A 26290-nucleotide genomic window follows, 5' to 3' on the forward strand; every position below is an offset into this window, starting at 1 on the left:
AGGCACCGGCGGTGACTACGATGGGCCAGCCGGTGGCCGAAGGGGCCGCTCGGCGAACCGAACCCTCGGGAAGGCCATGCTGAACAAGTACGCGCGTGCATTCTTCACGCGTGTCCTCACACCGTTCGCCGCTCTGCTGCTCCGCCTCGGGGTCAGCCCCGACGCGGTCACTCTCGTCGGCACGGCCGGAGTGATGGCAGGTGCGCTGGTCTTTTTCCCCATGGGGGAGTTCTTCTGGGGCACGATCGTCATCACGATCTTCGTCTTCTCCGACCTCGTCGACGGCAACATGGCGCGGCAGGCCGGGATCTCCAGCCGGTGGGGCGCGTTCCTCGACTCGACGCTGGACCGGGTCGCCGACGGAGCGATCTTCGCCGGATTCGCCCTCTGGTACGCGGGCAGCGGTGACGACAACATCCTGTGCGCCGTCGCGATCTTCTGCCTGGCCAGCGGCCAGGTGGTCTCGTACACCAAGGCGCGCGGCGAGTCGATCGGCCTGCCGGTCGCGGTCAACGGTCTCGTGGAGCGCGCCGAGCGCCTGGTGATCTCGCTGGTCGCCGCGGGCCTCGCCGGACTGCACGCGTTCGGCGTCCCCGGTATCGACGTCCTGCTGCCGATCGCGCTCTGGATCGTCGCCGCGGGCAGCCTCGTGACGCTGATCCAGCGCGTGGTGACCGTACGCCGCGAATCCGCCGAGGCGGACGCGGCGGAGGCCGCCGCGGGACCGGCCGTCGTGGACCCGTCCGCCGCCGGTCAGGTCGGTCAGGCCGGTCAGGCCGGTCAGGTCGGTCAGGCCGGTCAGGTCGGTCAGGGGAGCGAGGGCGACCGGTGAGCGCCCGCGCGTCCGACCTGAAGGGGCGGCTCACCGACGGGCTCTACGGACTGGGCTGGGGCGCCGTCAAGAAGCTGCCCGAGCCCGCCGCCGCCCGGCTCTTCCGCACCATCGCCGACCAGGCGTGGAAGCGGCGCGGCAAGAGCGTGCTGCGCCTGGAGTCGAACCTGGCCCGGGTCGTCCCCGACGCGGGTCCGGAACGGCTGGCGCAGCTGTCGCGGGCCGGGATGCGTTCCTACATGCGCTACTGGATGGAGTCGTTCCGGCTGCCGGCCTGGAGCCCGGAGCGCATCAAGGACAGCATCGACATCGCCGACACCCACCACCTGACCGAGGGTCTGGACGCCGGGCGCGGGGTCATCGTCGCCCTGCCGCACCTGGCCAACTGGGATCTCGCCGGCGCCTGGGCCACCACCGACCTGAAGATCCCCTTCACCACCGTCGCCGAACGCCTGGAGCCCGCGACCCTCTACGACCGGTTCGTCGCCTACCGCGAGGGCCTGGGCATGGAGGTCCTCCCGCACAGCGGCGGGTCCGCCTTCGGCACGCTGGCCCGGCGGCTGCGCGCGGGCGGGCTGATCTGCCTGGTCGCGGACCGGGACCTGTCCGCGTCCGGTGTCGAGGTGTCGTTCTTCGGTGCCACGGCCCGGATGCCCGCGGGCCCGGCGCTGCTCGCCCAGCAGACGGGAGCGAGGCTGCTGCCGGTGACCCTCTGGTACGACGGCCCGGTGATGCGCGGGCGCATCCATCCGGCGGTCGACGTGCCGCGGGAGGGCACCCGCGTCGAGAAGGCCGCCGCCATGACCCAGGCGATGGCCGACGCCTTCGCGGGCGGCATCGCCGAACACCCGGAGGACTGGCACATGCTCCAGCGGCTCTGGCTGGACGACCTGGACCCCCTGGGGGAACCCACGTGAAGATCGGCATCGTCTGCCCGTACTCCTGGGACGTACCTGGCGGCGTGCAGTTCCACATCCGGGACCTCGCCGAACACCTGATCCGGCTCGGCCACGAGGTCTCCGTCCTGGCCCCCGCCGACGACGAGACGCCACTGCCTCCTTACGTCGTCTCGGCGGGCCGGGCCGTCCCCGTCCCGTACAACGGTTCCGTCGCCCGGCTGAACTTCGGTTTCCTGTCGGCGGCCCGGGTGCGGCGCTGGCTCCACGACGGCACGTTCGACGTCATCCACATCCACGAGCCGACCTCCCCGTCGCTGGGCCTGCTGGCCTGCTGGGCGGCGCAGGGGCCGATCGTGGCCACCTTCCACACGTCCAACCCGCGCTCCCGGGCGATGATCGCCGCGTACCCGATCCTCCAGCCCGCGCTGGAGAAGATCAGCGCCCGGATCGCCGTCAGCGAGTACGCCCGGCGCACCCTGGTCGAGCACCTCGGCGGGGACGCCGTCGTCATCCCCAACGGCGTCGACGTCGGCTTCTTCGCCAAGGCCGAGCCGAAGTCCGAATGGCAGGGCCGGACCCTCGGCTTCATCGGCCGCATCGACGAACCCCGCAAGGGCCTGCCCGTCCTGATGAAGGCGCTGCCCGCGATCCTCGCCGCCCACCCCGAGGCCCGGCTGCTGGTCGCCGGGCGCGGCGACGAGGAGGAGGCGGTTCAGACCCTGCCGAAGGAACTGCGCGAGCGCGTCGAGTTCCTCGGCATGGTCAGCGACGAGGACAAGGCCAGGCTGCTGCGCAGCGTCGATGTGTACGTGGCCCCCAACACCGGCGGCGAGAGCTTCGGCATCATCCTGGTCGAGGCGCTGTCGGCCGGTGCTCCGGTGCTGGCGAGCGACCTGGACGCCTTCGCGCAGGTGCTGGACCAGGGCGCGGCGGGCGACCTGTTCGCCAATGAGGACGCCGACGCGCTGGCCGCCGCCGCGATCCGGCTGCTGGGCGACCCCGAGCGCCGGGCCGGACTGCGCGAGCGCGGCGAGGCCCACGTACGGCGCTTCGACTGGGCGACGGTGGGGGCCGACATCCTCGCGGTGTACGAGACGGTGACCGACGGGGCCGCCTCGGTCGCGGCGGACGAACGCTCCGGGCTGCGGGCCCGGTTCGGGCTGGCCCGGGACTGAGCCCCGGGGGCTCCTGTTGAAGCGGGGGCCCCCGGCGACGGTAGCGTGTGGGCCCGTGACCGTAACCCTCATCGTCTGGATCGTCGTCGCCCTCATCGCGGTCGGCGTGTACCTCAGCTGGACCGCCGGCCGGCTCGACCGCCTGCACTCCCGGATCGACGCCGCCCGCGCCGCCCTCGACGCCCAACTGCTGCGCCGCGCCTCGGTCACCCAGGAGCTGGCCACCTCCGGCGTCCTGGACCCGGCCGCCTCGATCGTCCTGTACGAGGCCGCGCACGCCGCCCGGCAGGCCGAGGAGGACCACCGCGAGGTCGCCGAGAGCGAACTGAGCACCGCCCTGCGCGCCGTCTTCGGCGAACCGGCCCAGGTCGACGCGGTGAAGGAGATCCCCGGAGGAGAGGACGCGGCCACCGAACTGGCCGCCGCCGTACGCCGCGTCCCCATGGCCCGGCGCTTCCACAACGACTCCGTACGCGCCGCCCGCGCGCTGCGCCGGCACCGTACCGTCCGGCTCTTCCGGCTGGCCGGGCACGCCCCGTTCCCGCTCGCCTTCGAGATGGACGACGCCCCGCCGGTGGCCCTCGCGGACCGGCCCGGCACCTGACAGCCGCTGAGCCAGGATTGATTCAGGGGCCGATCCGGGGATCGATCCCAGGGCCAAAACGATCCACGGCCTGTCCATTGGCCCTTGCTGTGGACTGGTCCCGGGGCGTTTGCTCGGCGTTGCAGTATCCAGCGTCTTTCCACCGAGTGAGGTCCCGTGTCCACGCTTCCCAGCACCCCGCAGTCCGCCGAGTACCCCGCCACCGGCACCGCCCGCGTCAAGCGCGGCATGGCCGAGCAGCTCAAGGGCGGCGTGATCATGGACGTCGTCGACGCCGAACAGGCGAAGATCGCCGAGGACGCGGGCGCCGTCGCCGTCATGGCCCTGGAGCGGGTCCCGGCCGACATCCGCAAGGACGGCGGCGTGGCCCGGATGTCCGACCCCAACATGATCGAGGAGATCATCGGGGCCGTCTCCATCCCGGTGATGGCCAAGTCCCGCATCGGCCACTTCGTCGAGGCCCAGGTGCTCCAGTCCCTCGGCGTCGACTACATCGACGAGTCCGAGGTCCTCACCCCGGCCGACGAGGTCAACCACAGCGACAAGTTCGCCTTCACCACCCCCTTCGTCTGCGGCGCCACCAACCTGGGCGAGGCCCTGCGCCGCATCGCCGAGGGCGCGGCCATGATCCGCTCGAAGGGCGAGGCCGGCACCGGCAACGTCGTCGAGGCCGTCCGCCACCTGCGCCAGATCAAGAACGAGATCGCCCGGCTGCGCGGCTTCGACAACAACGAGCTGTACGCCGCCGCCAAGGACCTCCGCGCCCCCTACGAGCTGGTCAAGGAGGTCGCGGAGCTCGGCAAGCTGCCCGTCGTGCTGTTCTCCGCCGGTGGCGTCGCCACCCCGGCCGACGCCGCGCTGATGCGCCAGCTCGGCGCCGAGGGCGTCTTCGTCGGCTCCGGCATCTTCAAGTCCGGCGACCCGGCCAAGCGCGCCGCCGCCATCGTGAAGGCCACCACCTTCTACGACGACCCGAAGGTCATCGCGGACGCCTCCCGCAACCTGGGCGAGGCCATGGTCGGCATCAACTGCGACACCCTGCCCGAGTCCGAGCGCTACGCCAACCGCGGCTGGTAACCACTGATGAGCGACACCCCCCTGATCGGCGTTCTGGCTCTCCAGGGCGACGTACGGGAGCATCTGATCGCCCTGGCCTCGGCGGACGCCCTGGCCAGGCCGGTCCGGCGTCCCGAGGAGCTCGCCGAGGTCGACGGCCTGGTCATACCGGGCGGCGAGTCCACCACCATGTCCAAACTGGCCGTGCTCTTCGGCATGTTGGAGCCGCTCCGCGAGCGGGTCCGGGCCGGGATGCCGGTCTACGGCACCTGTGCCGGAATGATCCTGCTGGCCGAGAAGATTCTCGACCCCCGCTCGGGCCAGGAGACCGTCGGCGGCATCGACATGATCGTGCGGCGCAACGCCTTCGGCCGGCAGAACGAGTCGTTCGAGGCCGCGGTCGAGGTCGGCGGCGTCGAAGGCGGCCCGGTGGACGGTGTGTTCATCCGTGCGCCGTGGGTCGAGTCCGTCGGGGCCGAGACCGAGGTCATCGCCGAACACGGCGGGCATATCGTGGCCGTCCGGCAGGGAAACGCCCTCGCCACCTCGTTCCATCCCGAACTGACCGGCGACCATCGCGTACACGCTCTGTTCGTGGACATGGTGCGCGCGGTGAACTGAGCGGACCCCGGTAGGATCTCTCGGGTTCGACTCGATTTTGGTGACGCGAAGGAGAAGGCAGATGTCCGGCCACTCTAAATGGGCTACGACGAAGCACAAGAAGGCCGTGATTGACGCCAAGCGCGGCAAGCTCTTCGCGAAGCTGATCAAGAACATCGAGGTCGCGGCGCGCTCCGGCGGCGTGGACCCCGACGGTAACCCCACGCTCGTCGACGCCATCCAGAAGGCGAAGAAGAGCTCCGTCCCGAACAAGAACATCGACTCCGCGGTCAAGCGCGGTGGCGGTCTCGAAGCGGGCGGCGCCGACTACGAGACGATCATGTACGAAGGCTACGGCCCCAACGGTGTCGCGGTGCTCATCGAGTGCCTCACCGACAACCGCAACCGTGCCGCGTCCGACGTACGTGTCGCGATGACCCGGAACGGCGGCTCCATGGCCGACCCGGGCTCCGTCTCGTACCTGTTCAACCGCAAGGGTGTCGTGATCGTGCCCAAGGGCGAGCTGACCGAGGACGACGTCCTCGGCGCGGTCCTCGACGCGGGCGCCGAGGAGGTCAACGACCTCGGCGAGACCTTCGAGGTGGTCAGCGAGGCCACCGACATGGTCGCGGTGCGCACCGCGCTCCAGGAGGCGGGCATCGACTACGACTCCGCCGAAGCCAACTTCCTCCCGACCATGCAGGTCGAGCTGGAGGAAGAGGGCGCCCGCAAGATCTTCAAGCTCATCGACGCGCTGGAGGACAGCGACGACGTGCAGAACGTCTTCGCCAACTTCGACGTGTCCGACGAGGTCATGGAGAAGGTCGACGCCTGACGGCACGGCCGACAGGTCTCCCACGACGGGCCGACGGGGCACTCCCCGTCGGCCCGTCGTCCTGTGGTTGCGACGGATTGTCAGTGCGAGCCGATAGCCTGCGGGAACAGATGATCGAGCGGACGCAGATGACCGAGCGGGCGCGGCGCGCGCCGGCGACGGGCTGAGGACAGGGGGCTCCATGCGCGTTCTGGGCATTGACCCGGGGCTGACCCGGTGCGGCGTCGGCGTGGTCGAAGGAGTCGCGGGAAGGCCCCTGACCATGATCGGCGTCGGCGTCGTGCGCACCTCCTCCGACGCCGAGCTCGGCGACCGGCTCGTCGCCGTCGAGCGCGGCATCGAACAGTGGCTCGACGAACACTCCCCGGGATTCGTCGCGGTCGAGCGCGTCTTCGCCCAGCACAACGTCCGCACCGTGATGGGCACCGCCCAGGCCAGCGCGGTCGCCATGCTCTGCGCCGCCCGCCGCGGCATCCCGGTCGCCCTGCACACCCCCAGCGAGGTCAAGGCGGCCGTCACCGGATCGGGCCGCGCCGACAAGGACCAGGTCGGCGCCATGGTGACCCGCCTGCTGAGGCTGGACGCACCGCCCAAGCCCGCCGACGCCGCCGACGCCCTGGCGCTGGCCATCTGCCACATCTGGCGCGCCCCCGCGCAGAACCGGCTCCAGCAGGCCGTCGCCGCCCACCGCGCGTCCGGCCCGTCCCGCACGTCCGGGGCGGCCGGCACCCTCGGCGCCTCCCGTACCCCCGGGGCTTCTCGCCCGCCCGGCCCGCCCGGGGCCCCCGGCACGTCCCGCACGCTGAAAGGCCGCACCACATGATCGCTTTCGTCTCCGGCCCGGTGGCAGCCCTCGCCCCGACCACCGCCGTCATCGAGGTCGGCGGCATCGGCATGGCGGTCCAGTGCACCCCGCACACCCTCGCCGACCTGCGTGTCGGCAAGGAGGCCAAGCTCGCCACCTCACTGGTCGTCCGCGAGGACTCGCTCACGCTGTACGGCTTCGCGGACGACGACGAGCGGCAGGTGTTCGAGCTCCTCCAGACCGCCAGCGGCGTGGGCCCCCGTCTCGCCCAGGCCATGCTCGCCACCCACAGCCCCGACGCCCTGCGCCTCGCGGTCTCCACCGGCGACGAGAAGGCGCTGACCGCCGTCTCCGGCATCGGAAAGAAGGGCGCGCAGAAGCTGCTCCTGGAGCTCAAGGACCGGCTCGGCGAACCGGTCGGCGCGCACATCGGCCAGCAGGGCATCGGCACCCCCGTCACCTCCGGCTGGCGCGACCAGCTCCAGGCCGCGCTGATCGGCCTCGGGTACGCGAGCCGCGAGGCCGACGAGGCCGTCAACGCCGTCGCCCCGCAGGCGGAGGCCGCCGTCGCCGAGGGCACGGCGCCCCCCGTGCCGCAGCTGCTGCGGGCCGCCCTGCAGACTCTCAACCGCGCACGCTGACCGGCACCGAACCACCGAAGAGGCCCCTTGATGAACTGGGACGAGACCGGACCCGAGACCGACGAGCCCACCGGCCCGGTCCTCGACGACCGGCTGGTCGACGCCGGCCATCTCGACGGCGAGGACACCGCGGTCGAGGCGGCGCTGCGCCCCAAGGACCTGGACGAGTTCGTCGGCCAGGAGAAGGTCCGCGAACAGCTCGACCTGGTCCTCAAGGCCGCCCTCGCCCGCGGGGCCACCGCCGACCACGTACTGCTCTCCGGCGCCCCCGGCCTCGGCAAGACCACTCTTTCGATGATCATCGCGGCGGAGATGAACGCCCCGATCAGGATCACCTCGGGCCCCGCCATCCAGCACGCCGGCGACCTCGCGGCGATCCTCTCCTCCCTCCAGGAGGGCGAGGTCCTCTTCCTCGACGAGATCCACCGCATGTCCCGGCCCGCCGAGGAGATGCTCTACATGGCGATGGAGGACTTCCGGGTCGACGTCATCGTCGGCAAGGGCCCCGGCGCCACCGCCATCCCGCTCGAACTGCCCCCCTTCACCCTGGTCGGGGCCACCACCCGGGCCGGGCTGCTCCCGCCCCCGCTGCGCGACCGCTTCGGCTTCACCGGACACATGGAGTTCTACGCCCCCGCCGAGCTGGAGCGCGTCATCCACCGCTCCGCCCGCCTCCTCGACGTCGTCATCGACGTGAAGGGCGCCGCCGAGATCGCCGGCCGCTCCCGCGGCACCCCCCGTATCGCCAACCGCCTGCTGCGCCGCGTCCGCGACTACGCCCAGGTCAAGGCGGAGGGCACGATCGACCGGGAGATCGCAATGGCCGCCCTCAAGGTGTACGAGGTTGACGCCCGCGGACTCGATCGGCTGGACCGTGCCGTCCTCGGCGCCCTGCTGAAGCTCTTCGGCGGCGGCCCGGTGGGGCTGTCCACGCTGGCGGTAGCGGTGGGGGAGGAGCGGGAGACCGTGGAGGAGGTCGCCGAGCCCTTCCTCGTACGGGAAGGACTGCTGGCCAGGACCCCGCGCGGCCGCGTCGCCACCCCGGCGGCCTGGGCGCATCTGGGGCTGGTCCCGCCGCAGCACGGAGCAAAGGGACAACAGGGTCTGTTCGGGGCGTGATGGGTCACAGGTTCGCGTGCACAGGAACCCCGGTGCCATGCTGGGCGTTGTTCCAACGATGCGGACTCGCTTAGACTCCGCCGATGCCGCCCTTACCGGTCGGTGTACCCACCCCCGTATATACAGGCCGCATTCCAGCGCGGTCGTGCGAAGGAATTCCCGTCCCGTGGATATCTTGACTCTCCTCCCCTTCATCGTGCTCATCGGGGCCATGTTCCTGATGACCCGTTCCGCCAAGAAGAAGCAGGCGGCGGCCGCGCAGATGCGCAACGACATGCAGCCCGGCACCGGCGTCCGGACGATCGGGGGCATGTACGCCACCGTCAAGGAAGTCCACGACGACACCGTTATCCTCGAGGTCGCTCCCGGCGTGCACGCCATCTACGCGAAGAACTCCATCGGCGCCGTCCTGGACGACGCGGAGTACAACCGCATCGTGCACGGTGACGACCCGGAGCTGGACGCGGACGGCACCGTCGTTCCCGACGACGCCTCCTCGCTGACCGGCGAGTCCGACTCCGCCGAGGTCGCCAAGATCGACCTGGCCAAGGACGACGCGGCCGACGACGTCGAGCCCGAGGACGCCGCGGTCAAGGACGCCAAGGACGCCAAGGACGAGAGCAAGACCGACGGCGACGCCGACTCCAAGTAGTTCTCACGATCCCGGGGACGTCGCGCGCCCACCGGCGCGGGGCGTCCCCGGGACCGTGCGGTCGTCTGCGGGGGCAGGGTCCCCACTACACTTCGTGGCCGCTCGGGCGCGTACCCGGCGCGGGGCGGTTGGACAGGGAGAAACGAGAAGGTGGCAGCACCCAAGAAGGGCCGAGGGCCGTCCGGCGGTCAAGGCAGGCCGGGGCGGGCCCTGGCTCTGATCCTCATCGCCATGGTCGCGCTCACCGGCGGGATGTTCCTGTCCGGGCACACGACGCCGCGGTTGGGCATCGACCTGGCCGGCGGGACGTCGATCACGCTGGAGGCACAGAACCAGCCCGGCAAGCCGAACGCGATCAACCAGACCAACATGAACACCGCGGTCGGGATCATCGAGCGGCGCGTCAACGGTCTGGGCGTCTCCGAGGCCGAGGTTCAGACCCAGGGCTCGAAGAACATCATCGTCAACATCCCCAAGGGGACGAACTCCAAGCAGGCCCAGGAGCAGGTCGGCACCACCGCCCAGCTCTACTTCCGGCCTGTTCTGACAGTTCAGGCGAGCGGCCCCGAGCAGCCCACACCCTCCGGCTCCGGAACTCCCTCGGGCAGCGCAACCCCGAAGCCCGGCGAGTCCGCCGAAGGTGAGGACAAGCCCAAGGACGAGGGCGAGAAGGCCACCGATGCGGAGGCCACCCCCTCGGCGAGCGCCACCACCCAGGGCCGCGCGGTCACCGGGGCACTGACGAAGGACGACCCGACCCCCGGCGCCTCCGACAAGCCGAAGCCGTCCGACTCCCCCGAGGCCTCGCCTCCCGCGGACCCGGCCACGGCCAAGCTCCAGGAGGAGTTCGCCAAGCTCGACTGCACCGATCCCAAGCAGCGCTCGGAGGCCGGCGAGAACGCCAAGCCCACCGACTCGATCGTCGCCTGCGGTTCGAACGTCCCGGGCAGCTACGAGAAGTACGTCCTCGGCCCGGCCGAGGTCTCCGGCAGCGACGTCGACGACGCCAAGGGCGCCATCGAGCAGCAGACTGGCGAGTGGATCGTGTCGATGGAGTTCACCTCCGCCGGCGCCAAGAAGTTCCAGACGATCACCAGCCGGCTCTCGCAGCAGCAGCCGCCGATGAACCAGTTCGCGATCGTCCTCGACGGCGAGGTCGTCTCCGCGCCCTCGGTGCGCACGGCGCTCAGCAAGAACGCCCAGATCTCCGGCAGCTTCGACCAGCAGTCCGCCGAGGACCTCGGCAACATCCTGTCGTACGGTGCGCTTCCGCTGACCTTCGAGGAGGTGAGCGTCACCACGGTGACCGCCGCCCTCGGCGACGAACAGCTCAAGGCGGGTCTGATCGCCGGCGCGATCGGTCTCGCGCTGGTCGTGATCTACCTGGTCGCCTACTACCGGGGGCTGGCGTTCATCGCGCTGCTGAGCCTCCTGGTCTCGGGCGTCCTGACGTACACGATCATGGCCCTGCTGGGACCGGCCATCGGCTTCGCGCTGAACCTCCCGGCGGTCTGCGGTGCCATCGTCGCGATCGGTATCACAGCCGACTCGTTCATCGTGTACTTCGAACGCGTGAGAGACGAGATCCGCGAGGGACGCACGCTGCGCCCGGCCATCGAGCGCGCCTGGCCACGCGCCCGGCGCACCATCCTGGTCTCCGACTTCGTATCGTTCCTGTCCGCGGTCGTCCTCTTCATTGTCACCGTCGGCAAGGTGCAGGGCTTCGCCTTCACGCTCGGCCTCACCACCCTGCTCGACGTCGTCGTGGTGTTCCTCTTCACCAAGCCCCTGATGACGCTCATGGGCCGGACGAAGTTCTTCTCCAAGGGCGGACCGTGGTCCGGGCTGGACCCGAAGCGGCTCGGCGCCCAGCCGCCGTTGCGCCGCTCGCGCCGTGTCAACGCCCCCACCGAACCGAAGGAGGCGTGAGATGTCGCGACTCGGCAATCTCGGCGCCCGGCTCTACCGCGGCGAGGTCGGCTACGACTTCATCCGCAACCGCAAGATCTGGTACGGCATCTCGATCCTGATCACCATCACGGCCATCATCGGCGTGGCGGTCGGCGGCCTCCGCATGGGCATCGAGTTCAAGGGCGGCGCGGTCTTCACGACCGACACCAAGGCCCAGATCTCCACCGCCCAGGCCACGGACGTGGCGACCGAGGCCTCCGGCCACCTGGCGATCGTGCAGGAGCTGGGCAACGGCGGTCTGCGCATCCAGATCACCGAGGTCGACACCGCCAAGGCCAACGAGATCAAGGAGACGCTCTCCGACGAGCTCGGCATCCCCGCCAACGACATCAACGCGGACCTGGTCGGCCCCAGCTGGGGTGAGCAGATCGCCAACAAGGCGTGGACCGGCCTCGGGGTCTTCATGATCCTGGTGGTGATCTATCTGGCCATCGCCTTCGAGTGGCGGATGGCCGTCGCCGCCCTCATCGCGCTGATCCACGACATCACCATCACGGTCGGCGTCTACGCCCTGGTCGGCTTCGAGGTCACACCGGGCACGGTGATCGGTCTGCTGACCATTCTCGGTTACTCCCTGTACGACACGGTGGTGGTCTTCGACAGCCTCAAGGAGGGCCAGAAGGACATCACCAAGCAGACCCGCTTCACGTACAGCGAGATCGCCAACCGGTCGATCAACAGCACGCTCGTCCGCTCCATCAACACCACCGTGGTGGCGCTCCTGCCGGTGGCCGGTCTGCTGTTCATCGGCGGTGGCGTCCTCGGCGCGGGCATGCTGAACGACATCTCGCTGTCGCTGTTCGTCGGTCTCGCCGCCGGCGCCTACTCCTCGATCTTCATCGCCACGCCGCTCGTCGCCGACCTCAAGGAACGCGAGCCGCAGATGAAGGCGCTGAAGAAGCGGATCCTCGCCAAGCGGGCCGCCGCGGCCGCCAAGGGCGAGTCCCCCGACGACGACGGCCCCGAGGACCAGTACGACGACGCCGAGACCGCGGGCACGGCGATCGGCCGTCCCCGGTCGCACGGCCGCACCCCCGGGAAGCGCTGAGCGATGACGAGCACCACCGAATCCACCAGGGAGCTGCTGCTCAGCCGGATCCGCGATGTCGCGGACTACCCGAAGCCGGGCGTGATGTTCAAGGACATCACCCCGCTGCTCGCGGACCCGGTGGCCTTCACGGCGCTCACCGACGCCCTCGCGGAGCTGTGCGTACGGCACGGCGCCACGAAGATCGTCGGCCTGGAGGCGCGCGGCTTCATCCTGGCCGCGCCCGTCGCGGTCCGGGCCGGCATGGGGTTCATCCCGGTCCGCAAGGCCGGGAAGCTCCCCGGCGCCACGCTGAGCCAGTCCTACGAGCTGGAGTACGGCAGCGCGGAGATCGAGATCCACGCCGAGGACCTCGACGCGGAGGACCGGGTCATGATCATCGACGACGTCCTCGCCACCGGCGGCACCGCCGAGGCCTCCCTGGAGCTCATCCGGCGGGCCGGCGCCCAGGTCGCGGGCGTCGCGGTGCTCATGGAGCTCGGCTTCCTCGCGGGCCGGGCCCGCCTGGAGCCGGGCCTCGCAGGCGCACCGCTGGAGGCTCTGATCACGGTCTGATCCGCTCGGTCACCGTCTCGCGACGGGCACCGAGCACGAGGGAGGGGCACCCGGGAACACCGGGTGCCCCTCCCTCGTTGTGCAGGCTCCCACCGTCCCCGGGCGAGGTCCCGCCGGGGGGTCGATACCATGGGCTCTCCGGGTACCCCGGATCCGCACGAGGAGCGCTCTTGCCAGACGAGGCCCAGTCAGCCGCCGCCCCGCAGCCCGACAAGCCCGTGGCGGCCCCCGCCACGGGCGAAAAGGCCGCGCCCTCGAACGCGCCGGAGCCCGCGCCCGCCGCCGACGCCGCGCGCCCCCCGGCCGCCGCGAAGCCCGCCGGGCCGGCCGCCCCTCCGGCGAAGCCCGCAGGCCCCGAGACTCCGCCGACTCCGGCCGGGACGACCGGGCCCGCGCAGCCACCGGCAAGGAAACCGGCCCCCGAGGCGCCCAAGCCCCCGGCTCCTGGCCCCCCGGCGAGGACCGGGGCCACCGCCGGGTCCGCCTCCCGCACCGGCGGCTCCTCCAACCGGGTGCGGGCCCGCCTCGCCCGCCTCGGCGTACAGCGCTCCAGCCCGTACAACCCGGTCCTGGAACCCCTCCTGCGTACCGTCCGGGGCAACGACCCCAAGATCGAGACGGCCACGCTCCGCCAGATCGAGAAGGCCTACCAGGTCGCCGAGCGCTGGCACCGGGGCCAGAAGCGCAAGAGCGGCGACCCCTACATCACCCACCCGCTGGCCGTCACCACGATCCTCGCCGAGCTGGGCATGGACCCGGCGACGCTGATGGCGGGCCTGCTGCACGACACCGTCGAGGACACCGAGTACGGCCTGGACACCCTGCGGCGCGACTTCGGCGACCAGGTCGCCCTGCTCGTCGACGGCGTCACCAAGCTCGACAAGGTCAAGTTCGGCGAGGCCGCACAGGCCGAGACGGTACGCAAGATGGTCGTCGCCATGGCCAAGGACCCCCGGGTCCTGGTCATCAAGCTCGCCGACCGCCTGCACAACATGCGCACCATGCGCTACCTCAAGCGGGAGAAGCAGGAGAAGAAGGCCCGCGAGACGCTGGAGATCTACGCCCCGCTGGCGCACCGGCTGGGCATGAACACCATCAAGTGGGAGCTGGAGGACCTCGCCTTCGCGATCCTCTACCCCAAGATGTACGACGAGATCGTCCGGCTCGTCGCCGAGCGCGCCCCCAAGCGCGACGAATACCTCGCCATAGTGACCGACGAGGTCCAGGCCGACCTGCGCGCCGCCCGCATCAAGGCCACCGTCACCGGTCGCCCCAAGCACTACTACAGCGTCTACCAGAAGATGATCGTGCGAGGCCGCGACTTCGCCGAGATCTACGACCTGGTGGGCATCAGGGTCCTCGTCGACACGGTCCGCGACTGCTACGCGGCGCTCGGCACCGTCCACGCCCGGTGGAACCCTGTGCCCGGGCGGTTCAAGGACTACATCGCGATGCCCAAGTTCAACATGTACCAGTCACTGCACACCACGGTGATCGGTCCCAGCGGCAAGCCCGTCGAGCTCCAGATCCGCACCTTCGACATGCACCGCCGCGCCGAGTACGGCATCGCCGCCCACTGGAAGTACAAGCAGGAGCCCTCCGCCGGCGCCTCCAAGGTGCGTACCGACGTACCCAAGAGCACCGGGCGCGGGCAGGACACCGTCAACGACATGGCGTGGCTGCGCCAGCTGCTGGACTGGCAGAAGGAGACCGAGGACCCCAGCGAGTTCCTGGAGTCCCTGCGCTTCGACCTCTCGCGCAACGAGGTCTTCGTCTTCACGCCGAAGGGCGACGTGATAGCGCTGCCCGCCGGCGCGACCCCCGTCGACTTCGCGTACGCCGTCCACACCGAGGTCGGCCACCGGACCATAGGAGCACGCGTCAACGGGCGGCTCGTCCCGCTCGAATCGACGCTCGACAACGGCGACCTGGTCGAGGTCTTCACCTCCAAGGCGGCCGGCGCCGGGCCCTCCCGGGACTGGCTCGGCTTCGTCAAGTCACCGCGCGCCCGCAACAAGATCCGCGCCTGGTTCTCCAAGGAGCGCCGCGACGAGGCCATCGAGCAGGGCAAGGACTCCATCGCGCGCGCCATGCGCAAGCAGAACCTGCCGATCCAGCGCATCCTGACCGGCGACTCCCTCGTCACCCTCGCCCACGAGATGCGCTACCCGGACATCTCCTCGCTGTACGCGGCGATCGGCGAGGGCCATGTCGCGGCGGCGGGCGTCGTGCAGAAGCTGGTGCAGGCACTCGGCGGCCACGACGAGGCCAACGAGGACCTCGCCGAGTCCACTCCGCCCTCGCACGGCGGTCGCGGCAAGCGCCGGGCCAACGCGGATCCGGGCGTCGTCGTCAAGGGCGTCGAGGACGTCTGGGTCAAGCTGGCCCGCTGCTGTACGCCCGTCCCCGGCGACCCGATCATCGGCTTCGTCACCCGGGGCAGCGGCGTCTCCGTGCACCGGGCCGACTGCGTCAACGTGGAGTCGCTCTCGCAGCAGCCCGAACGGATCCTGGAGGTCGAGTGGGCCCCCACGCAGTCCTCGGTCTTCCTGGTCGCCATCCAGGTCGAGGCGCTGGACCGCTCCCGGCTGCTCTCCGACGTCACCCGGATCCTCTCCGACCAGCACGTCAACATCCTGTCCGCGGCCGTCCAGACCTCCCGCGACCGGGTGGCCACCTCGCGCTTCACCTTCGAGATGGGCGACCCCAAGCACCTGGGCCACGTCCTGAAGGCCGTGCGCGGCGTGGAAGGCGTCTACGACGTCTACCGGGTCACCTCGGCCCGCAGGCCCTGAGGGCTGTCCCGCCCCTAGCGGCGGCAACGGAAAGGCCCCGGTACACGCGACGCGTACCGGGGCTTCTGGCAGCCGTTGTCTCAGCCGCCGAACTCCTCCAGGCCCTTGAGCGCCTGGTCCAGCAGCGCCTGGCGGCCCTCCAGCTCCTTGGCCAGCTTGTCCGCACGGGCGTTGTTGCCCTGGGCGCGCGCGGTGTCGATCTGGCCGCGCAGCTTGTCCACGGCGGCCTGGAGCTGCCCGGTCAGACCCGCGGCGCGGGCCCGCGCCTCCGGGTTCGTCCGGCGCCACTCCGACTCCTCGGACTCCTGGAGCGTCCGCTCCACCGCCTGCATCCGGCCCTCGACCTTGGGGCGGGCGTCACGGGGTACGTGGCCGATGGCCTCCCAGCGCTCGTTGATGGACCGGAACGCGGCCCGGGCGGCCTTGAGGTCCTTCACCGGCACCAGCTTCTCGGCCTCCGCGGCGAGCTCCTCCTTCAGCTTGAGGTTCTCGCCCTGCTCGGCGTCCCGCTCCGCGAAGACCTCGCTGCGGGCTGCGAAGAAGACGTCCTGGGCGCCGCGGAAGCGGTTCCACAGGTCGTCCTCGGACTCGCGCTGGGCGCGCCCCGCCGCCTTCCACTCGGTCATCAGGTCGCGGTAGCGCGCGGCCGTGGTCACCCAGTCCGTGGAGCCGGACAGCGCCTCGGCCTCGGTGACCAGCTTCTCCTTGGCCTTACGGGCGTCCTCGCGCTGGGCGTCCAGGGCGGCGAAGTGGGCCTTGCGCCGCTTGGAGAACGCCGAGCGGGCGTGCGAGAAGCGGTGCCACAGCTCGTCGTCCGACTTGCGGTCGAGGCGGGGGAGACCCTTCCAGGTGTCCACCAGCGCCCGCAGCCGCTCACCGGCCGAGCGCCACTGCTCGCTCTGTGCCAGCTCCTCCGCCTCGGCGACCAGTGCCTCCTTGGCCTGCTTGGCCTCGTGGGTCTGTTTGGCCTTGAGGACCTTGCGCTCCTCGCGTCGCGCCTCGACCGTCGCGACGAGCGCGTCCAGCCGCTTGCGCAGCGCGTCGAGGTCGCCCACCGCGTGGTGCTCGTCGACCTGCTGCCGCAGGTGGTCGATGGCCGTCGTCGCGTCCTTCGCCGACAGATCGGTGGTCTTCACCCGCCGTTCGAGGAGGCCGATCTCGACCACAATGCCGTCGTACTTGCGCTCGAAATAGGCCAGAGCCTCCTCGGGCGAACCGGCCTGCCACGATCCGACGACCTGCTCGCCCTCGGCCGTACGCACGTACACGGTGCCCGTCTCATCGACGCGGCCCCACGGGTCGCTGCTCACAGCGCCTCCTCCACCTGATGCCTGCGAGGGGGTTCGCCCCCCGGGCATCGTCCACAGTTTCCTGGGGCGGGCATCGCCCGCCCTGCACAACGCCAATCTAGGCGACCGGCCACCCGGCTGTCCGCACTCAGCACGGCTGAAATTCTTCGCTCCGGCTCCCGGCAGCGCTCCGCCCGCCGGTGGCCGCCCGGCCGGTCGCCGTACCGCCGTTCCCGTCCCGCCGGATCAGCCCTTGCCGACCGAAGCCTTCTCGACCGTCACGGCCTTCTTGGGAGCGCCGTCGCCCGCACCGCCCTCGACACCGGCCTCGCCGACCTTCTGGACGGCCTTCAGCGAGGCGTCGTCCATCGTGCCGAACGGGGTGTAGGTGGGCGGGAGCTTCGTCTCCTTGTAGACCAGGAAGTACTGGCTGCCACCGGAGTCCGGCTGGCCGGTATTGGCCATCGCCACCGTGCCCGGCGGGTAGACCACCGTGCCGTCGGCACCCGCCTTGCCGAGCGCGTCCAGGTTCTCGTCCGGGATGTTGTAGCCCGGACCGCCCGTGCCGTCGCCCTTCGGGTCGCCGCACTGGAGCACGAAGATGCCCTGGGTGGTCAGCCGGTGGCACTTGGTGTCGTCGAAGTAGCCCTTGTCGGCGAGCGCCTTGAAGGAGTTCACCGTCTCCGGAGTCTTCGCCGCGTCCATCGAGAACGCTATGTCGCCCTGGCTCGTCTTGAGCGACATCGTGTACTTCGCCTTTTTGTCGATCTTCATCGGCGGCGTGGGAGCCTTGCTCTCGCTCTCCGAGGGCTCCGGAGCGGGGCTCTGGCTCGACGCCGCGTCGCTCTTCTTGTCCTTGTCGTCGTCCTTGCCCGCCACGACGAACGCGCTCACGCTCACGACGGCGACCACGGCCACCGAGGCCGCGACGATCGCGGTGATACGCCTCGTCCTGCTGCGGGCCTCCTCCCGGCGCTTCTGCTGGCGCTCGAACTTTTCCCGGGCGAGCTGCCGCCGCCGCTGTTCGCTGCTGGACACCGGTTGGGCTCCTTGTTACGTCGTGAGATGAGGGCCTGAGTTGCCCGTACCGTATATGGGTTACCTGTGTCATGAGGAGCGCCGGTAGGCTCTGATCCGCCGCATCCTTCGCCGTTGCCGCATCCTCCGGACGAACATTAAGGACGATCGTGCTCATTGCCGGGTTCCCCGCCGGGGCCTGGGGGACCAATTGCTATCTGGTCGCCCCCGCCGCCGGTGAGGAGTGCGTGATCATCGACCCGGGCCACCAGGCCGCCCAGGGCGTCGAGGAGACGTTGAAGAAGCATCGGCTCAAGCCCGTTGCCGTCGTCCTCACCCACGGCCACATCGACCACGTCGCCTCGGTCGTCCCCGTCTGCGGTGCCCATGACGTCCCCGCCTGGATCCATCCCGAGGACCGCTACATGATGAGCGACCCGGAGAAGGCGCTCGGCCGCTCGATCGGGATGCCGCTCATGGGCGAGCTGACCGTGGGGGAGCCGGACGACGTCAAGGAGCTGGCCGACGGCGTGAAGCTGACCCTGGCCGGTCTGGAGTTCGGCGTCTCGCACGCGCCCGGCCATACCAAGGGGTCGGTGACGTTCGGGATGCCCGAGGCCGCGGACGTTCCGCCGGTCTTCTTCTCGGGCGACCTGCTCTTCGCCGGCTCCGTCGGACGCACCGACCTGCCCGGCGGCGACCATGCCGAGCTGCTCGAGTCGCTGGCCCGTGTGTGCCTGCCGCTCGACGACTCGACCGTGGTGCTGTCCGGCCACGGCCCCCAGACGACCATCGGCCGCGAGCGCGCCTCCAACCCGTTCCTGAACGGTCTGGACGCGGCGCCGCGCCGAGGAATGTAGACGAGAGACGTAATCGTGAGCACCTTCCAGGCACCCAAGGGCACGTACGACCTGACCCCGCCCCGGTCCGCGACGTTCCTCGCCGTGCGCGAGGCCATCGCGGCCCCGCTGCGCGACTCGGGCTACGGCTACATCGAGACGCCCGGCTTCGAGAACGTCGAGCTCTTCGCCCGCGGTGTCGGTGAGTCCACCGACATCGTCACCAAGGAGATGTACACCCTCACCACCAAGGGCGGCGACCAGCTGGCCCTGCGCCCCGAGGGCACCGCGTCGGTGCTCCGCGCCGCCCTGGAGGCCAATCTCCACAAGGCGGGCAACCTCCCCGTCAAGCTCTGGTACTCCGGCTCGTACTACCGCTACGAGCGCCCGCAGGCGGGCCGCTACCGCCACTTCTCGCAGGTCGGCGCCGAGGCCATCGGCACCGAGGACCCGGTCCTGGACGCCGAGCTGATCATCCTCGCCGACCAGGCGTACCGCTCGCTGGGCCTGCGCCGGTTCCGGATCCTGCTGAACTCGCTGGGCGACAAGGAGTGCCGCCCGGTCTACCGCGAGGCGCTCCAGACTTTCCTGCGCGACCTGGACCTCGACGAGGAGACCCGCCGCCGCATCGAGATCAACCCGCTGCGCGTCCTGGACGACAAGCGGGCCGACGTACAGAAGCAGCTCACGGACGCCCCGAAGCTCCGCGACCACCTCTGCGACGCGTGCAAGGCGTACCACGAGGAGGTCCGGGCGCTTCTCACGACCGCCGGGGTGGCCTTCGAGGACGACGAGAAGCTGGTGCGCGGCCTCGACTACTACACCCGTACGACCTTCGAGTTCGTCCACGACGGTCTCGGCGCCCAGTCCGCGGTGGGCGGCGGCGGCCGCTACGACGGACTGTCCGAGATGATCGGCGGCCCCGAGCTGCCGTCCGTCGGCTGGGCGCTCGGCGTGGACCGCACGGTCCTCGCGCTGGAGGCCGAGGGCATCGAGCTCGACCTGCCCCGCACCACCAGCGTGTACGCGGTCCCGCTCGGCGAGGAGGCCCGCCGGGTGCTGTTCGGCGTCGTCACCGAACTGCGCCGCGCGGGGATCGCCGCCGACTTCGCGTTCGGCGGCCGCGGTCTGAAGGGCGCGATGAAGAGCGCCAACCGCTCGGGCGCGCGCTACACCCTGGTAGCGGGGGAGCGCGATCTCGCCGACGGCGTCGTCCAGCTCAAGGACATGGAGTCCGGCGAGCAGGGCCCGGTGGAGCTGGCCGAGGTCGCGGCGGAGCTGACGAAGCGCCTCGGCTGACCGAGTCGTGAGCGGGGCGCGGGCGGCGGGACCTCAGGTCCTGCCGCCCGCGCCTTTCTGTCCGCCGTCAACCAGGCGAGAGGGGATTCATCCTCGCCGGTGACCCCGACTTGGGGCCGCCCGCGCGGGCGGCGTCGCCGGACCGGCGCGGGGGACCCGTACATCTTCCGTCGTCCCGGCCCCGCCACCCCGTGGCCCCGCCCCGGGGGAGCGCTCGCGGACGCACACCTTTATGTCCATCGAACAGTTGATCCGTCCGGGGGTGCGGCACAATGACCATGCCCGGCTGACCACTCGGTGACGGAACGGCGATATGACGACTGCAGCGGTAGACCACGATCTCTCCTCCGACCAGGACGAGGGCGGCCGCAAGCGCACCTTCGGGGCCGGACGCGGTCTCGCCCTGCTGCTGGTGATCACCGGCGCGGCCGGACTGCTGGCCGCCTGGGTGATCACGCTCGACAAGTTCAAGCTGCTGGAGGACCCCTCCTTCACCCCCGGGTGCAGCCTCAACCCCGTCGTCGCGTGCGGCAACATCATGAAGAGCGAGCAGGCCTCCGTGTTCGGGTTCCCCAACCCGATGCTGGGCCTCGTCACGTACGGCATGGTCATCGCGATCGGGACGGGGCTCCTCGCCGGAGCCCGCTTCCGCGGCTGGTTCTGGCTCGGGCTGAACGCCGGGACGCTCTTCGGCGTCGGCTTCTGCACCTGGCTCCAGTACCAGTCGCTGTACAACATCAACTCGCTCTGCCTGTGGTGCTGCCTGGCCTGGGTCGCCACCATCGTCATGTTCTGCTACGTGACCACGCACAACGTCAAGCACCGCATCCTCCCGGCCCCGGCCTGGCTGCGGAATGGACTCACCGAGTTTCCGTGGGTGCTGCCGGTGATGTGGATCGGGATCATCGGCATGCTGATCCTGACCCGCTGGTGGGACTTCTGGACCAGCTGACCCTCACCTACCAATCTGGTAGGTGACCGGCGGCGCTGTCAGTGGGGTCGCATAGGCTTCATGACGTGGAGCCCGACCTCTTTACCGCAGCCGCCGAAGACCGCCAGGAGAAGGACCCGTCCAGCAGCCCCCTCGCTGTCCGGATGCGTCCCCGTGTCCTCGACGAGGTCGTCGGCCAGCAGCATCTGCTGAAGCCGGGCTCGCCGCTGCGCCGCCTCGTGGGTGAGGGGGGCGGCGGTCCGGCCGGCGCGTCCTCGGTCATCCTGTGGGGCCCGCCCGGCACCGGCAAGACGACCCTGGCGTACGTGGTCAGCAAGGCGACCAACAAGCGCTTCGTCGAGCTCTCCGCGATCACCGCGGGCGTCAAGGAGGTCCGCGCCGTCATCGAGAGCGCGCGTCGCGCCACCGGTGGCTTCGGCAAGGAGACCGTCCTCTTCCTCGACGAGATCCACCGCTTCTCCAAGGCCCAGCAGGACTCCCTGCTCCCCGCCGTGGAGAACCGCTGGGTGACCCTCATCGCCGCCACCACGGAGAATCCGTACTTCTCGATCATCTCCCCGCTCCTGTCGCGGTCCCTGCTGCTCACCCTGGAATCGCTGACCGACGACGACCTGCGTGATCTGCTGCGCCGGGCGCTGACCGACGAGCGGGGCCTGGGCGGGGCGGTCACCCTGCCCGAGGACGCCGAGGCGCATCTGCTGCGCATCGCGGGCGGCGACGCGCGCCGGGCCCTGACGGCGCTGGAGGCCGCGGCGGGCGCGGCCATCGCCACGGGCGAGGCGGAGATCACCCTGGAGACGCTGGAAGCTACCGTCGACCGCGCCGCCGTGAAGTACGACCGGGACGGCGACCAGCACTACGACGTGGCCAGCGCGCTCATCAAGTCGATCCGCGGCTCCGACGTGGACGCCGCTCTGCACTACCTGGCCCGCATGATCGAGGCGGGGGAGGACCCGCGGTTCATCGCCCGCCGGCTGATGATCTCGGCCAGCGAGGACATCGGCCTGGCCGATCCCACCGCGCTGCCGATCGCCGTGGCCGCCGCCCAGGCGGTGGCCATGATCGGGTTCCCGGAGGCGGCGCTCACCCTCAGCCACGCCACCATCGCGCTGGCGCTCGCCCCCAAGTCCAACGCGGCGACCCTGGCGATCTCCGCCGCGCAGGAGGACGTGCGCAAGGGGCTCGCGGGGCCTGTCCCGGCCCATCTGCGCGACGGCCACTACAAGGGCGCCGCCAAGCTCGGCCATGCCCAGGGGTACGTCTACCCCCACGACGTGCAGGGCGGCATCGCCGCCCAGCAGTACGCCCCGGACGCGGTCCGCGACCGGCGGTACTACACCCCGACCCGCTACGGTGCCGAGGCGCGGTACGCGGACGTCGTCGAGCGCGTTCGCGAGCGCCTGGGCCGTTCCGGCGAGAGCGCGGAGCCGTCCTAGTTTTTTCTCCAGGGCCTCTCCGCCGCCGGATCAGGAGGCGGCCGCCTCGAAGAGCGTGTGCATGGCGCGGCGCAGCTCGGTGACGTCGCGGACCGGCTCGGGGAACTCGAAGCGGGCGTCGAAGCAGGAGCCCCGGTCCTCGACGAAGCGGACCCGCAGCCCGAAGCGGTCCAGGGCGACCGGCACGGCCTTGGGCCGGCGGGGCGAGCAGGCGCGGGCGGTGCGTTCGCCCAGCAGACCGCACAGGGTGCGCAGCTGCTCGTCGTGGGCCGAGTGCAGATGCTGGAGCAGCTCCGGCTCGTGGAAGACCAGCGGGTCGGGAGCCGCGTCGCGGAAGTCCTCCGGCTCGATGTCCTCGGCGCCCCAGAGATCGTCCACGTACGCCTCGCCGAACTCCAGCCGCAGCATCATCCGGCCGGGCTCGGCCAGCCCGGGGACGGAGGTGAGCCAGCCGGAGACCCACGCGCGGCCGCGGATCCGGTGGGGTACGGAGACCGGGGCGACGTCCGTGATCTCCAGCACGGCGGTCAGCTCGTCGCCCTCCGCGTGCGTGGCGGCCCGAACGGCCGGGGAATCCGCGGAGAATTCGAGGAACAGGTCGCCCTCGGGGCCCACGCTCCTGCTGTCCGGGATAAGGGGGTCGGCGCGGGCGAGATCCAGCCCCGGTACGACGAGCAGCGCGGAGCAGGTACTCTGTACGAGAGTTCGTGTGCGCTCGGCTGCTGACGGCATCCGAGTGTTTTCAAGCCCGCTGGGACGCGGCTGACCACGATCAGATCGGCCTTCCGTCGTAGCAGCACCTTCTGGTGTGCTGCCGCTGTCTGTGCTGTCCGTGACGTGAGTGGTGTTCCCAGGGCGAGACATGCGATCTCCTTGAGTAAGGTAAGCCTAACCTAACCCACAACGGAGGTCTGGAGAACGTGCCTAACCAGTCGCGTCCCAAGGTCAAGAAGTCGCGTGCCCTCGGCATTGCTCTGACGCCCAAGGCTGTCAAGTACTTCGAAGCTCGTCCGTACCCGCCGGGCGAGCACGGCCGTGGCCGCAAGCAGAACTCGGACTACAAGGTCCGTCTGCTGGAGAAGCAGCGCCTGCGTGCGCAGTACGACATCAGCGAGCGCCAGATGGCGCGCGCCTACGACCGTGCCAAGAAGGCCGAAGGCAAGACGGGCGAGGCGCTGGTCGTCGAGCTCGAGCGCCGCCTCGACGCCCTGGTCCTGCGTTCGGGCATCGCCCGCACCATCTACCAGGCCCGTCAGATGGTCGTCCACGGCCACATCGAGGTCAACGGTGGCAAGGTCGACAAGCCGTCGTTCCGCGTCCGTCCCGACGACGTCGTGATGGTCCGCGAGCGGAGCCGCTCCAAGGTCCCCTTCCAGGTGGCCCGCGAGGGTGGTTACGACACCGACGGTGAGACCCCGCGCTACCTCCAGGTGAACCTGAAGGCCCTGGCCTTCCGCCTGGACCGGGACCCGAACCGCAAGGAGATCCCGGTGATCTGCGACGAGCAGCTCGTCGTCGAGTACTACGCCCGCTGATCCAGGCGTAGCCGCTCTCACCAGCGCTCCGGCCCGCCCCTCCCTGTCATCCGGGAGGCGGCGGGCCTTCGCGTTCCCCCGGATCCGCCCGTGGTCGGCGCGCCGCCCGCGCCCGGTCCGTCCATCGCCGCGGCCGGTCCGCCGCCGGCCAGGGCCCGGTCGACCGCGGTGGCCGGATCCAGCCGCCGGCCCGCCCGCAGCCCCTCCTCGTACGCCACGTTCCCCAGCTCCCGGCGCGCCCGCTCCTCGCACTCCGCCCGTGGCCGCCCGTAGAACGCCGAGCCGAACAGCCGCAGCCCCACCGACGGCCAGATGCCCTCCGCCGCCCCCTGGAGCACGGCGGCCTCCCCGGCGTCCCCCTCGACCGCCGTCACCAGGGCCAGCAGCTCCAGCGAGAGGACCGTGCCCAGCAGATCGTTGAACGTCCGGCCGATCCTCAGAGACTCCCCGAGCATCTGCCGCGCCCGGGCCGACCGTCCCCGCCGCAGCGCCGCGTACGCCAGGACGTACAGCGCGTACGCCAGCGCCCACCGCTCCCCGTGGTCCTCGCAGACCTCCCGGACCTCGTCGCAGATCGCCGCCGCCGCGTCCAGATCGCCGAGGAACGCCACCGCCATGGCCAACTCCACCTGCGCCATCAGCACATTGCTGTTCAGCTCGCCGACCTCGCGGTACCGGCCGAGCGCGTCGCGGAGCAGCTCCTCGGCGCGCGGCAGGTCGTCCGTCACGATCGCCAGGCACCCCGTGCGGTGCACCGCGTACGCCAGTGCCGTCGCGTCCCCGGAGCGCTCGGCCTCCTCCCAGCACTCCTGGAGCGCCGAGATCGCGCCCACCGCGTCACCTTGCAGCACGGCCACATAGCCCAGCACCCACAGCACCTTCAGCCGTGCGGCGTCGTGCGGGGTCGGCTCCTCCAGGACGTGGTCCAGCCAGTGCCGCCCCTCGGACAGCCGCCCGCAGCCGGCCCAGTAGAACCACAGCGTGCCCGCCAGGTACTGCGCCAGGTGCACCTCGTCGGGGCTCTCCATCGAACACTCCATCGCCCGGCGGAGATTGGGCAGCTCGCAGTCGATCCGCGCCGCCACCTCCGCCTGGCGCGGACTGAACCAGTCCAGCTCGCACCAGGTCGCGAGCCCCAGGAACCAGTCCCGGTGCCGCCGCCGCAGCCGCGAGGCGTCCCCGGCGGCCGCCAGCCACTGCGCCCCGTACTCGCTGACCGTGTCCAGCAGCCGGTAGCGGGCGCCGGCCGGGCCGTCCTCGCGCTCCACCACCGACTGGGCGAGCAGCTCGTCCAGCACATCGAGCACCGAGTCGGCCGGCAGATCCGGCCCGCCGCAGATGTACTCCGCGGCCTCCAGGTCGAACGGCCCCGCGAACACCGAGAGCCGCGCCCACAGCAGTCGTTGCTCGGGCGTGCACAGCTCATGGCTCCAGCCGATCGCCGTACGCAGCGTCTGATGGCGGGGCGGTGCGCCGCGACGGCCCCCGGTCAGCAGCCGGAACCTGTCGTCCAGGCGCAGGAGCACCTGTTCCACCGAGAGCGCGCGCAGCCGCCCGGCCGCCAGTTCGAGGGCCAGCGGAATCCCGTCGAGGCGGCGGCAGAGCTCCAGCACGGACGCCCGCTCGCCCGCCGTCGGCTCCCACCCCGGCCGGACCCCGCGCGCCCGCTCGGTGAAGAGCTCCACGGCGTCCCCGTCGCACATCGGGGCGAGCGGGAACGTCCGCTCCCCGTCCACCCGGAGGGGGCAGCGTCCGGCCGCGAGCACCTGGAGGCGCGGGGCCCGGCGCAGGAGTTCCGTGACGAGGTCGGCGCAGCCGTCGACGAGGTGCTCGAAGCCGTCGATCACCAGCAGCGTCCGGCGCTCGGAGAGATGTTCGACGAGGACAGCGCGCGGGGGTCTGCTGGTGTGATCGGTCAGGCCCAGCGCGTCGATCAGGGCGTGTTCCAGCAGATCCGGGTGGCGGACGGCGGACAGCTCGGCCAGCAGGACCCCGTCGCAGTACCGTTTCTCCCGAAGCGCGGCGATCCGGATGACGCACCGGGTCTTGCCCACCCCCGCCACTCCGGCGACGGTGACGAGCCTGGACTCCTCCAGCAGCCCGCCCAGCTCGGCCAGTTCGTCCGCGCGCCCCACGAAGGGGTTCAGTTCGGCCGGGAGGTTGCCGGGAGCCGGTGCGGGGCGGGCGTCCGGATCGTCGGGATTCGGGCAGGGGTCGTGCAGGCGTCGCATAAAACACGGAGCGTACTGGCTTGAAAGCTCTCCGTACAATCTCGTTATGGCAACTCCCGCCCGGCCCGCGGAGAATGCGGTAGGGGAGGAGATGCGCGGCGCGAT

Annotated in this window: 24 protein-coding genes; 20 read left to right on the plus strand and 4 right to left on the minus strand. The window is 70.9% G+C overall.

Annotated features, from left to right (window positions below):
• Window positions 1-76 precede the first annotated feature (76 nt).
• The 15 genes from pgsA (at window position 77) to N7925_RS30755 (ending at window position 15587) form a co-directional block, all read left to right on the plus strand.
• On the plus strand, window positions 77-832 hold the full coding sequence (pgsA, locus tag N7925_RS30685; RefSeq protein ID WP_265602725.1) for a phosphatidylinositol phosphate synthase: 756 nt from the start codon (window positions 77-79) through the stop codon (window positions 830-832).
• Window positions 829-1749, plus strand: a complete 921-nt coding sequence (locus N7925_RS30690; RefSeq protein WP_265602726.1) for a phosphatidylinositol mannoside acyltransferase — start codon at window positions 829-831, stop codon at window positions 1747-1749. Before pgsA ends, N7925_RS30690 begins: the two co-directional genes overlap by 4 nt.
• Window positions 1746-2906 carry a glycosyltransferase family 4 protein gene (locus N7925_RS30695; RefSeq protein WP_274345794.1) on the plus strand — a complete coding sequence of 387 codons (1161 nt, stop codon included), beginning with the start codon at window positions 1746-1748 and terminating at the stop codon, window positions 2904-2906. The genes N7925_RS30690 and N7925_RS30695 overlap by 4 nt, the downstream gene beginning before the upstream one ends.
• A gap of 55 nt (window positions 2907-2961) precedes the next feature.
• The gene (locus tag N7925_RS30700) at window positions 2962-3510 is read left to right on the plus strand and encodes a hypothetical protein (RefSeq protein ID WP_050359396.1); all 549 of its coding nucleotides are present in this window, start codon (window positions 2962-2964) and stop codon (window positions 3508-3510) included.
• Window positions 3511-3666: 156 nt separating this feature from the next.
• Window positions 3667-4587 (plus strand): pyridoxal 5'-phosphate synthase lyase subunit PdxS, encoded by a 921-nt coding sequence (gene pdxS, locus N7925_RS30705; protein WP_018960500.1) that lies wholly within the window; start codon window positions 3667-3669, stop codon window positions 4585-4587.
• Window positions 4588-4593: 6 nt separating this feature from the next.
• Window positions 4594-5187, plus strand: a complete 594-nt coding sequence (pdxT, locus tag N7925_RS30710; RefSeq protein WP_265602728.1) for a pyridoxal 5'-phosphate synthase glutaminase subunit PdxT — start codon at window positions 4594-4596, stop codon at window positions 5185-5187.
• 61 nt (window positions 5188-5248) lie between these two features.
• The gene (locus N7925_RS30715) at window positions 5249-6001 is read left to right on the plus strand and encodes a YebC/PmpR family DNA-binding transcriptional regulator (RefSeq protein WP_032794021.1); all 753 of its coding nucleotides are present in this window, start codon (window positions 5249-5251) and stop codon (window positions 5999-6001) included.
• A gap of 181 nt (window positions 6002-6182) precedes the next feature.
• Window positions 6183-6824 (plus strand): crossover junction endodeoxyribonuclease RuvC, encoded by a 642-nt coding sequence (gene ruvC / locus N7925_RS30720; protein WP_265602729.1) that lies wholly within the window; start codon window positions 6183-6185, stop codon window positions 6822-6824.
• Window positions 6821-7447 carry a Holliday junction branch migration protein RuvA gene (gene ruvA / locus N7925_RS30725; protein ID WP_265602730.1) on the plus strand — a complete coding sequence of 209 codons (627 nt, stop codon included), beginning with the start codon at window positions 6821-6823 and terminating at the stop codon, window positions 7445-7447. Before ruvC ends, ruvA begins: the two co-directional genes overlap by 4 nt.
• A gap of 30 nt (window positions 7448-7477) precedes the next feature.
• The gene (gene ruvB, locus N7925_RS30730) at window positions 7478-8566 is read left to right on the plus strand and encodes a Holliday junction branch migration DNA helicase RuvB (protein ID WP_274345795.1); all 1089 of its coding nucleotides are present in this window, start codon (window positions 7478-7480) and stop codon (window positions 8564-8566) included.
• Window positions 8567-8732: 166 nt separating this feature from the next.
• On the plus strand, window positions 8733-9218 hold the full coding sequence (yajC, locus tag N7925_RS30735; protein ID WP_274345796.1) for a preprotein translocase subunit YajC: 486 nt from the start codon (window positions 8733-8735) through the stop codon (window positions 9216-9218).
• Between the two features lie 150 nt (window positions 9219-9368).
• Complete coding sequence (gene secD, locus N7925_RS30740; protein WP_274345797.1) at window positions 9369-11147, plus strand: protein translocase subunit SecD; 1779 nt, start codon at window positions 9369-9371, stop codon at window positions 11145-11147.
• 1 nt (window position 11148) lies between these two features.
• On the plus strand, window positions 11149-12237 hold the full coding sequence (gene secF / locus N7925_RS30745) for a protein translocase subunit SecF (protein WP_265602734.1): 1089 nt from the start codon (window positions 11149-11151) through the stop codon (window positions 12235-12237).
• 3 nt (window positions 12238-12240) lie between these two features.
• Window positions 12241-12792 (plus strand): adenine phosphoribosyltransferase, encoded by a 552-nt coding sequence (locus tag N7925_RS30750; RefSeq protein ID WP_265602735.1) that lies wholly within the window; start codon window positions 12241-12243, stop codon window positions 12790-12792.
• A 218-nt stretch (window positions 12793-13010) separates the two neighbouring features.
• Window positions 13011-15587, plus strand: a complete 2577-nt coding sequence (locus N7925_RS30755; RefSeq protein WP_416223020.1) for a RelA/SpoT family protein — start codon at window positions 13011-13013, stop codon at window positions 15585-15587.
• 80 nt (window positions 15588-15667) lie between these two features.
• On the opposite strand, the gene N7925_RS30760 is transcribed toward N7925_RS30755, so the two are convergent.
• Window positions 15668-16897, minus strand: a complete 1230-nt coding sequence (locus N7925_RS30760) for a DUF349 domain-containing protein (RefSeq protein WP_274345798.1) — start codon at window positions 16895-16897, stop codon at window positions 15668-15670.
• A 225-nt stretch (window positions 16898-17122) separates the two neighbouring features.
• Window positions 17123-17914 carry a peptidylprolyl isomerase gene (locus N7925_RS30765; RefSeq protein ID WP_265602738.1) on the minus strand — a complete coding sequence of 264 codons (792 nt, stop codon included), beginning with the start codon at window positions 17912-17914 and terminating at the stop codon, window positions 17123-17125.
• Between the two features lie 149 nt (window positions 17915-18063).
• Between N7925_RS30765 and N7925_RS30770 the strand changes: the two genes are divergently transcribed.
• The 4 genes from N7925_RS30770 (at window position 18064) to N7925_RS30785 (ending at window position 22419) form a co-directional block, all read left to right on the plus strand.
• On the plus strand, window positions 18064-18753 hold the full coding sequence (locus N7925_RS30770) for an MBL fold metallo-hydrolase (RefSeq protein WP_265602739.1): 690 nt from the start codon (window positions 18064-18066) through the stop codon (window positions 18751-18753).
• Between the two features lie 15 nt (window positions 18754-18768).
• Window positions 18769-20031, plus strand: coding sequence for a histidine--tRNA ligase (hisS, locus tag N7925_RS30775; protein ID WP_274345799.1), 1263 nt, complete (start codon window positions 18769-18771; stop codon window positions 20029-20031).
• Window positions 20032-20344: 313 nt separating this feature from the next.
• Window positions 20345-20983 (plus strand): vitamin K epoxide reductase family protein, encoded by a 639-nt coding sequence (locus N7925_RS30780; protein ID WP_274345800.1) that lies wholly within the window; start codon window positions 20345-20347, stop codon window positions 20981-20983.
• Between the two features lie 65 nt (window positions 20984-21048).
• Window positions 21049-22419: a replication-associated recombination protein A gene (locus N7925_RS30785; protein ID WP_265602742.1), complete on the plus strand. Its 1371-nt coding sequence runs from the start codon at window positions 21049-21051 to the stop codon at window positions 22417-22419.
• 30 nt (window positions 22420-22449) lie between these two features.
• Here N7925_RS30785 and N7925_RS30790 read toward each other — a convergent pair whose 3' ends face one another.
• Window positions 22450-23151 (minus strand): DUF2470 domain-containing protein, encoded by a 702-nt coding sequence (locus N7925_RS30790; RefSeq protein ID WP_274345801.1) that lies wholly within the window; start codon window positions 23149-23151, stop codon window positions 22450-22452.
• Window positions 23152-23339: 188 nt separating this feature from the next.
• Here N7925_RS30790 and rpsD point away from each other — a divergent pair, with 188 nt between their 5' ends.
• Entirely contained in the window at window positions 23340-23954 is a 615-nt protein-coding gene (gene rpsD / locus N7925_RS30795; RefSeq protein WP_018960518.1) for a 30S ribosomal protein S4, read from the plus strand.
• Between the two features lie 17 nt (window positions 23955-23971).
• Here rpsD and N7925_RS30800 read toward each other — a convergent pair whose 3' ends face one another.
• Window positions 23972-26185 (minus strand): ATP-binding protein, encoded by a 2214-nt coding sequence (locus tag N7925_RS30800; RefSeq protein ID WP_274345802.1) that lies wholly within the window; start codon window positions 26183-26185, stop codon window positions 23972-23974.
• Window positions 26186-26290 lie beyond the last annotated feature (105 nt).

The organism is Streptomyces sp. CA-278952, assembly GCF_028747205.1.
Lineage (GTDB): Bacteria > Actinomycetota > Actinomycetes > Streptomycetales > Streptomycetaceae > Streptomyces.

What these genes read in the sequence shown, in the direction of transcription:
- N7925_RS30715 (WP_032794021.1), top strand. Translation starts at nt 5,249, where the DNA reads ATGTCCGGCCACTCTAAATGGGCTACGACGAAGCACAAGAAGGCCGTG.
- N7925_RS30780 (WP_274345800.1), top strand. Translation starts at nt 20,345, where the DNA reads ATGACGACTGCAGCGGTAGACCACGATCTCTCCTCCGACCAGGACGAG.
- N7925_RS30790 (WP_274345801.1), bottom strand. Translation starts at nt 23,151, where the DNA reads ATGCCGTCAGCAGCCGAGCGCACACGAACTCTCGTACAGAGTACCTGC.
- N7925_RS30750 (WP_265602735.1), top strand. Translation starts at nt 12,241, where the DNA reads ATGACGAGCACCACCGAATCCACCAGGGAGCTGCTGCTCAGCCGGATC.
- ruvB (WP_274345795.1), top strand. Translation starts at nt 7,478, where the DNA reads ATGAACTGGGACGAGACCGGACCCGAGACCGACGAGCCCACCGGCCCG.
- secF (WP_265602734.1), top strand. Translation starts at nt 11,149, where the DNA reads ATGTCGCGACTCGGCAATCTCGGCGCCCGGCTCTACCGCGGCGAGGTC.
- ruvA (WP_265602730.1), top strand. Translation starts at nt 6,821, where the DNA reads ATGATCGCTTTCGTCTCCGGCCCGGTGGCAGCCCTCGCCCCGACCACC.
- ruvC (WP_265602729.1), top strand. Translation starts at nt 6,183, where the DNA reads ATGCGCGTTCTGGGCATTGACCCGGGGCTGACCCGGTGCGGCGTCGGC.
- pdxT (WP_265602728.1), top strand. Translation starts at nt 4,594, where the DNA reads ATGAGCGACACCCCCCTGATCGGCGTTCTGGCTCTCCAGGGCGACGTA.
- N7925_RS30800 (WP_274345802.1), bottom strand. Translation starts at nt 26,185, where the DNA reads ATGCGACGCCTGCACGACCCCTGCCCGAATCCCGACGATCCGGACGCC.
- pgsA (WP_265602725.1), top strand. Translation starts at nt 77, where the DNA reads ATGCTGAACAAGTACGCGCGTGCATTCTTCACGCGTGTCCTCACACCG.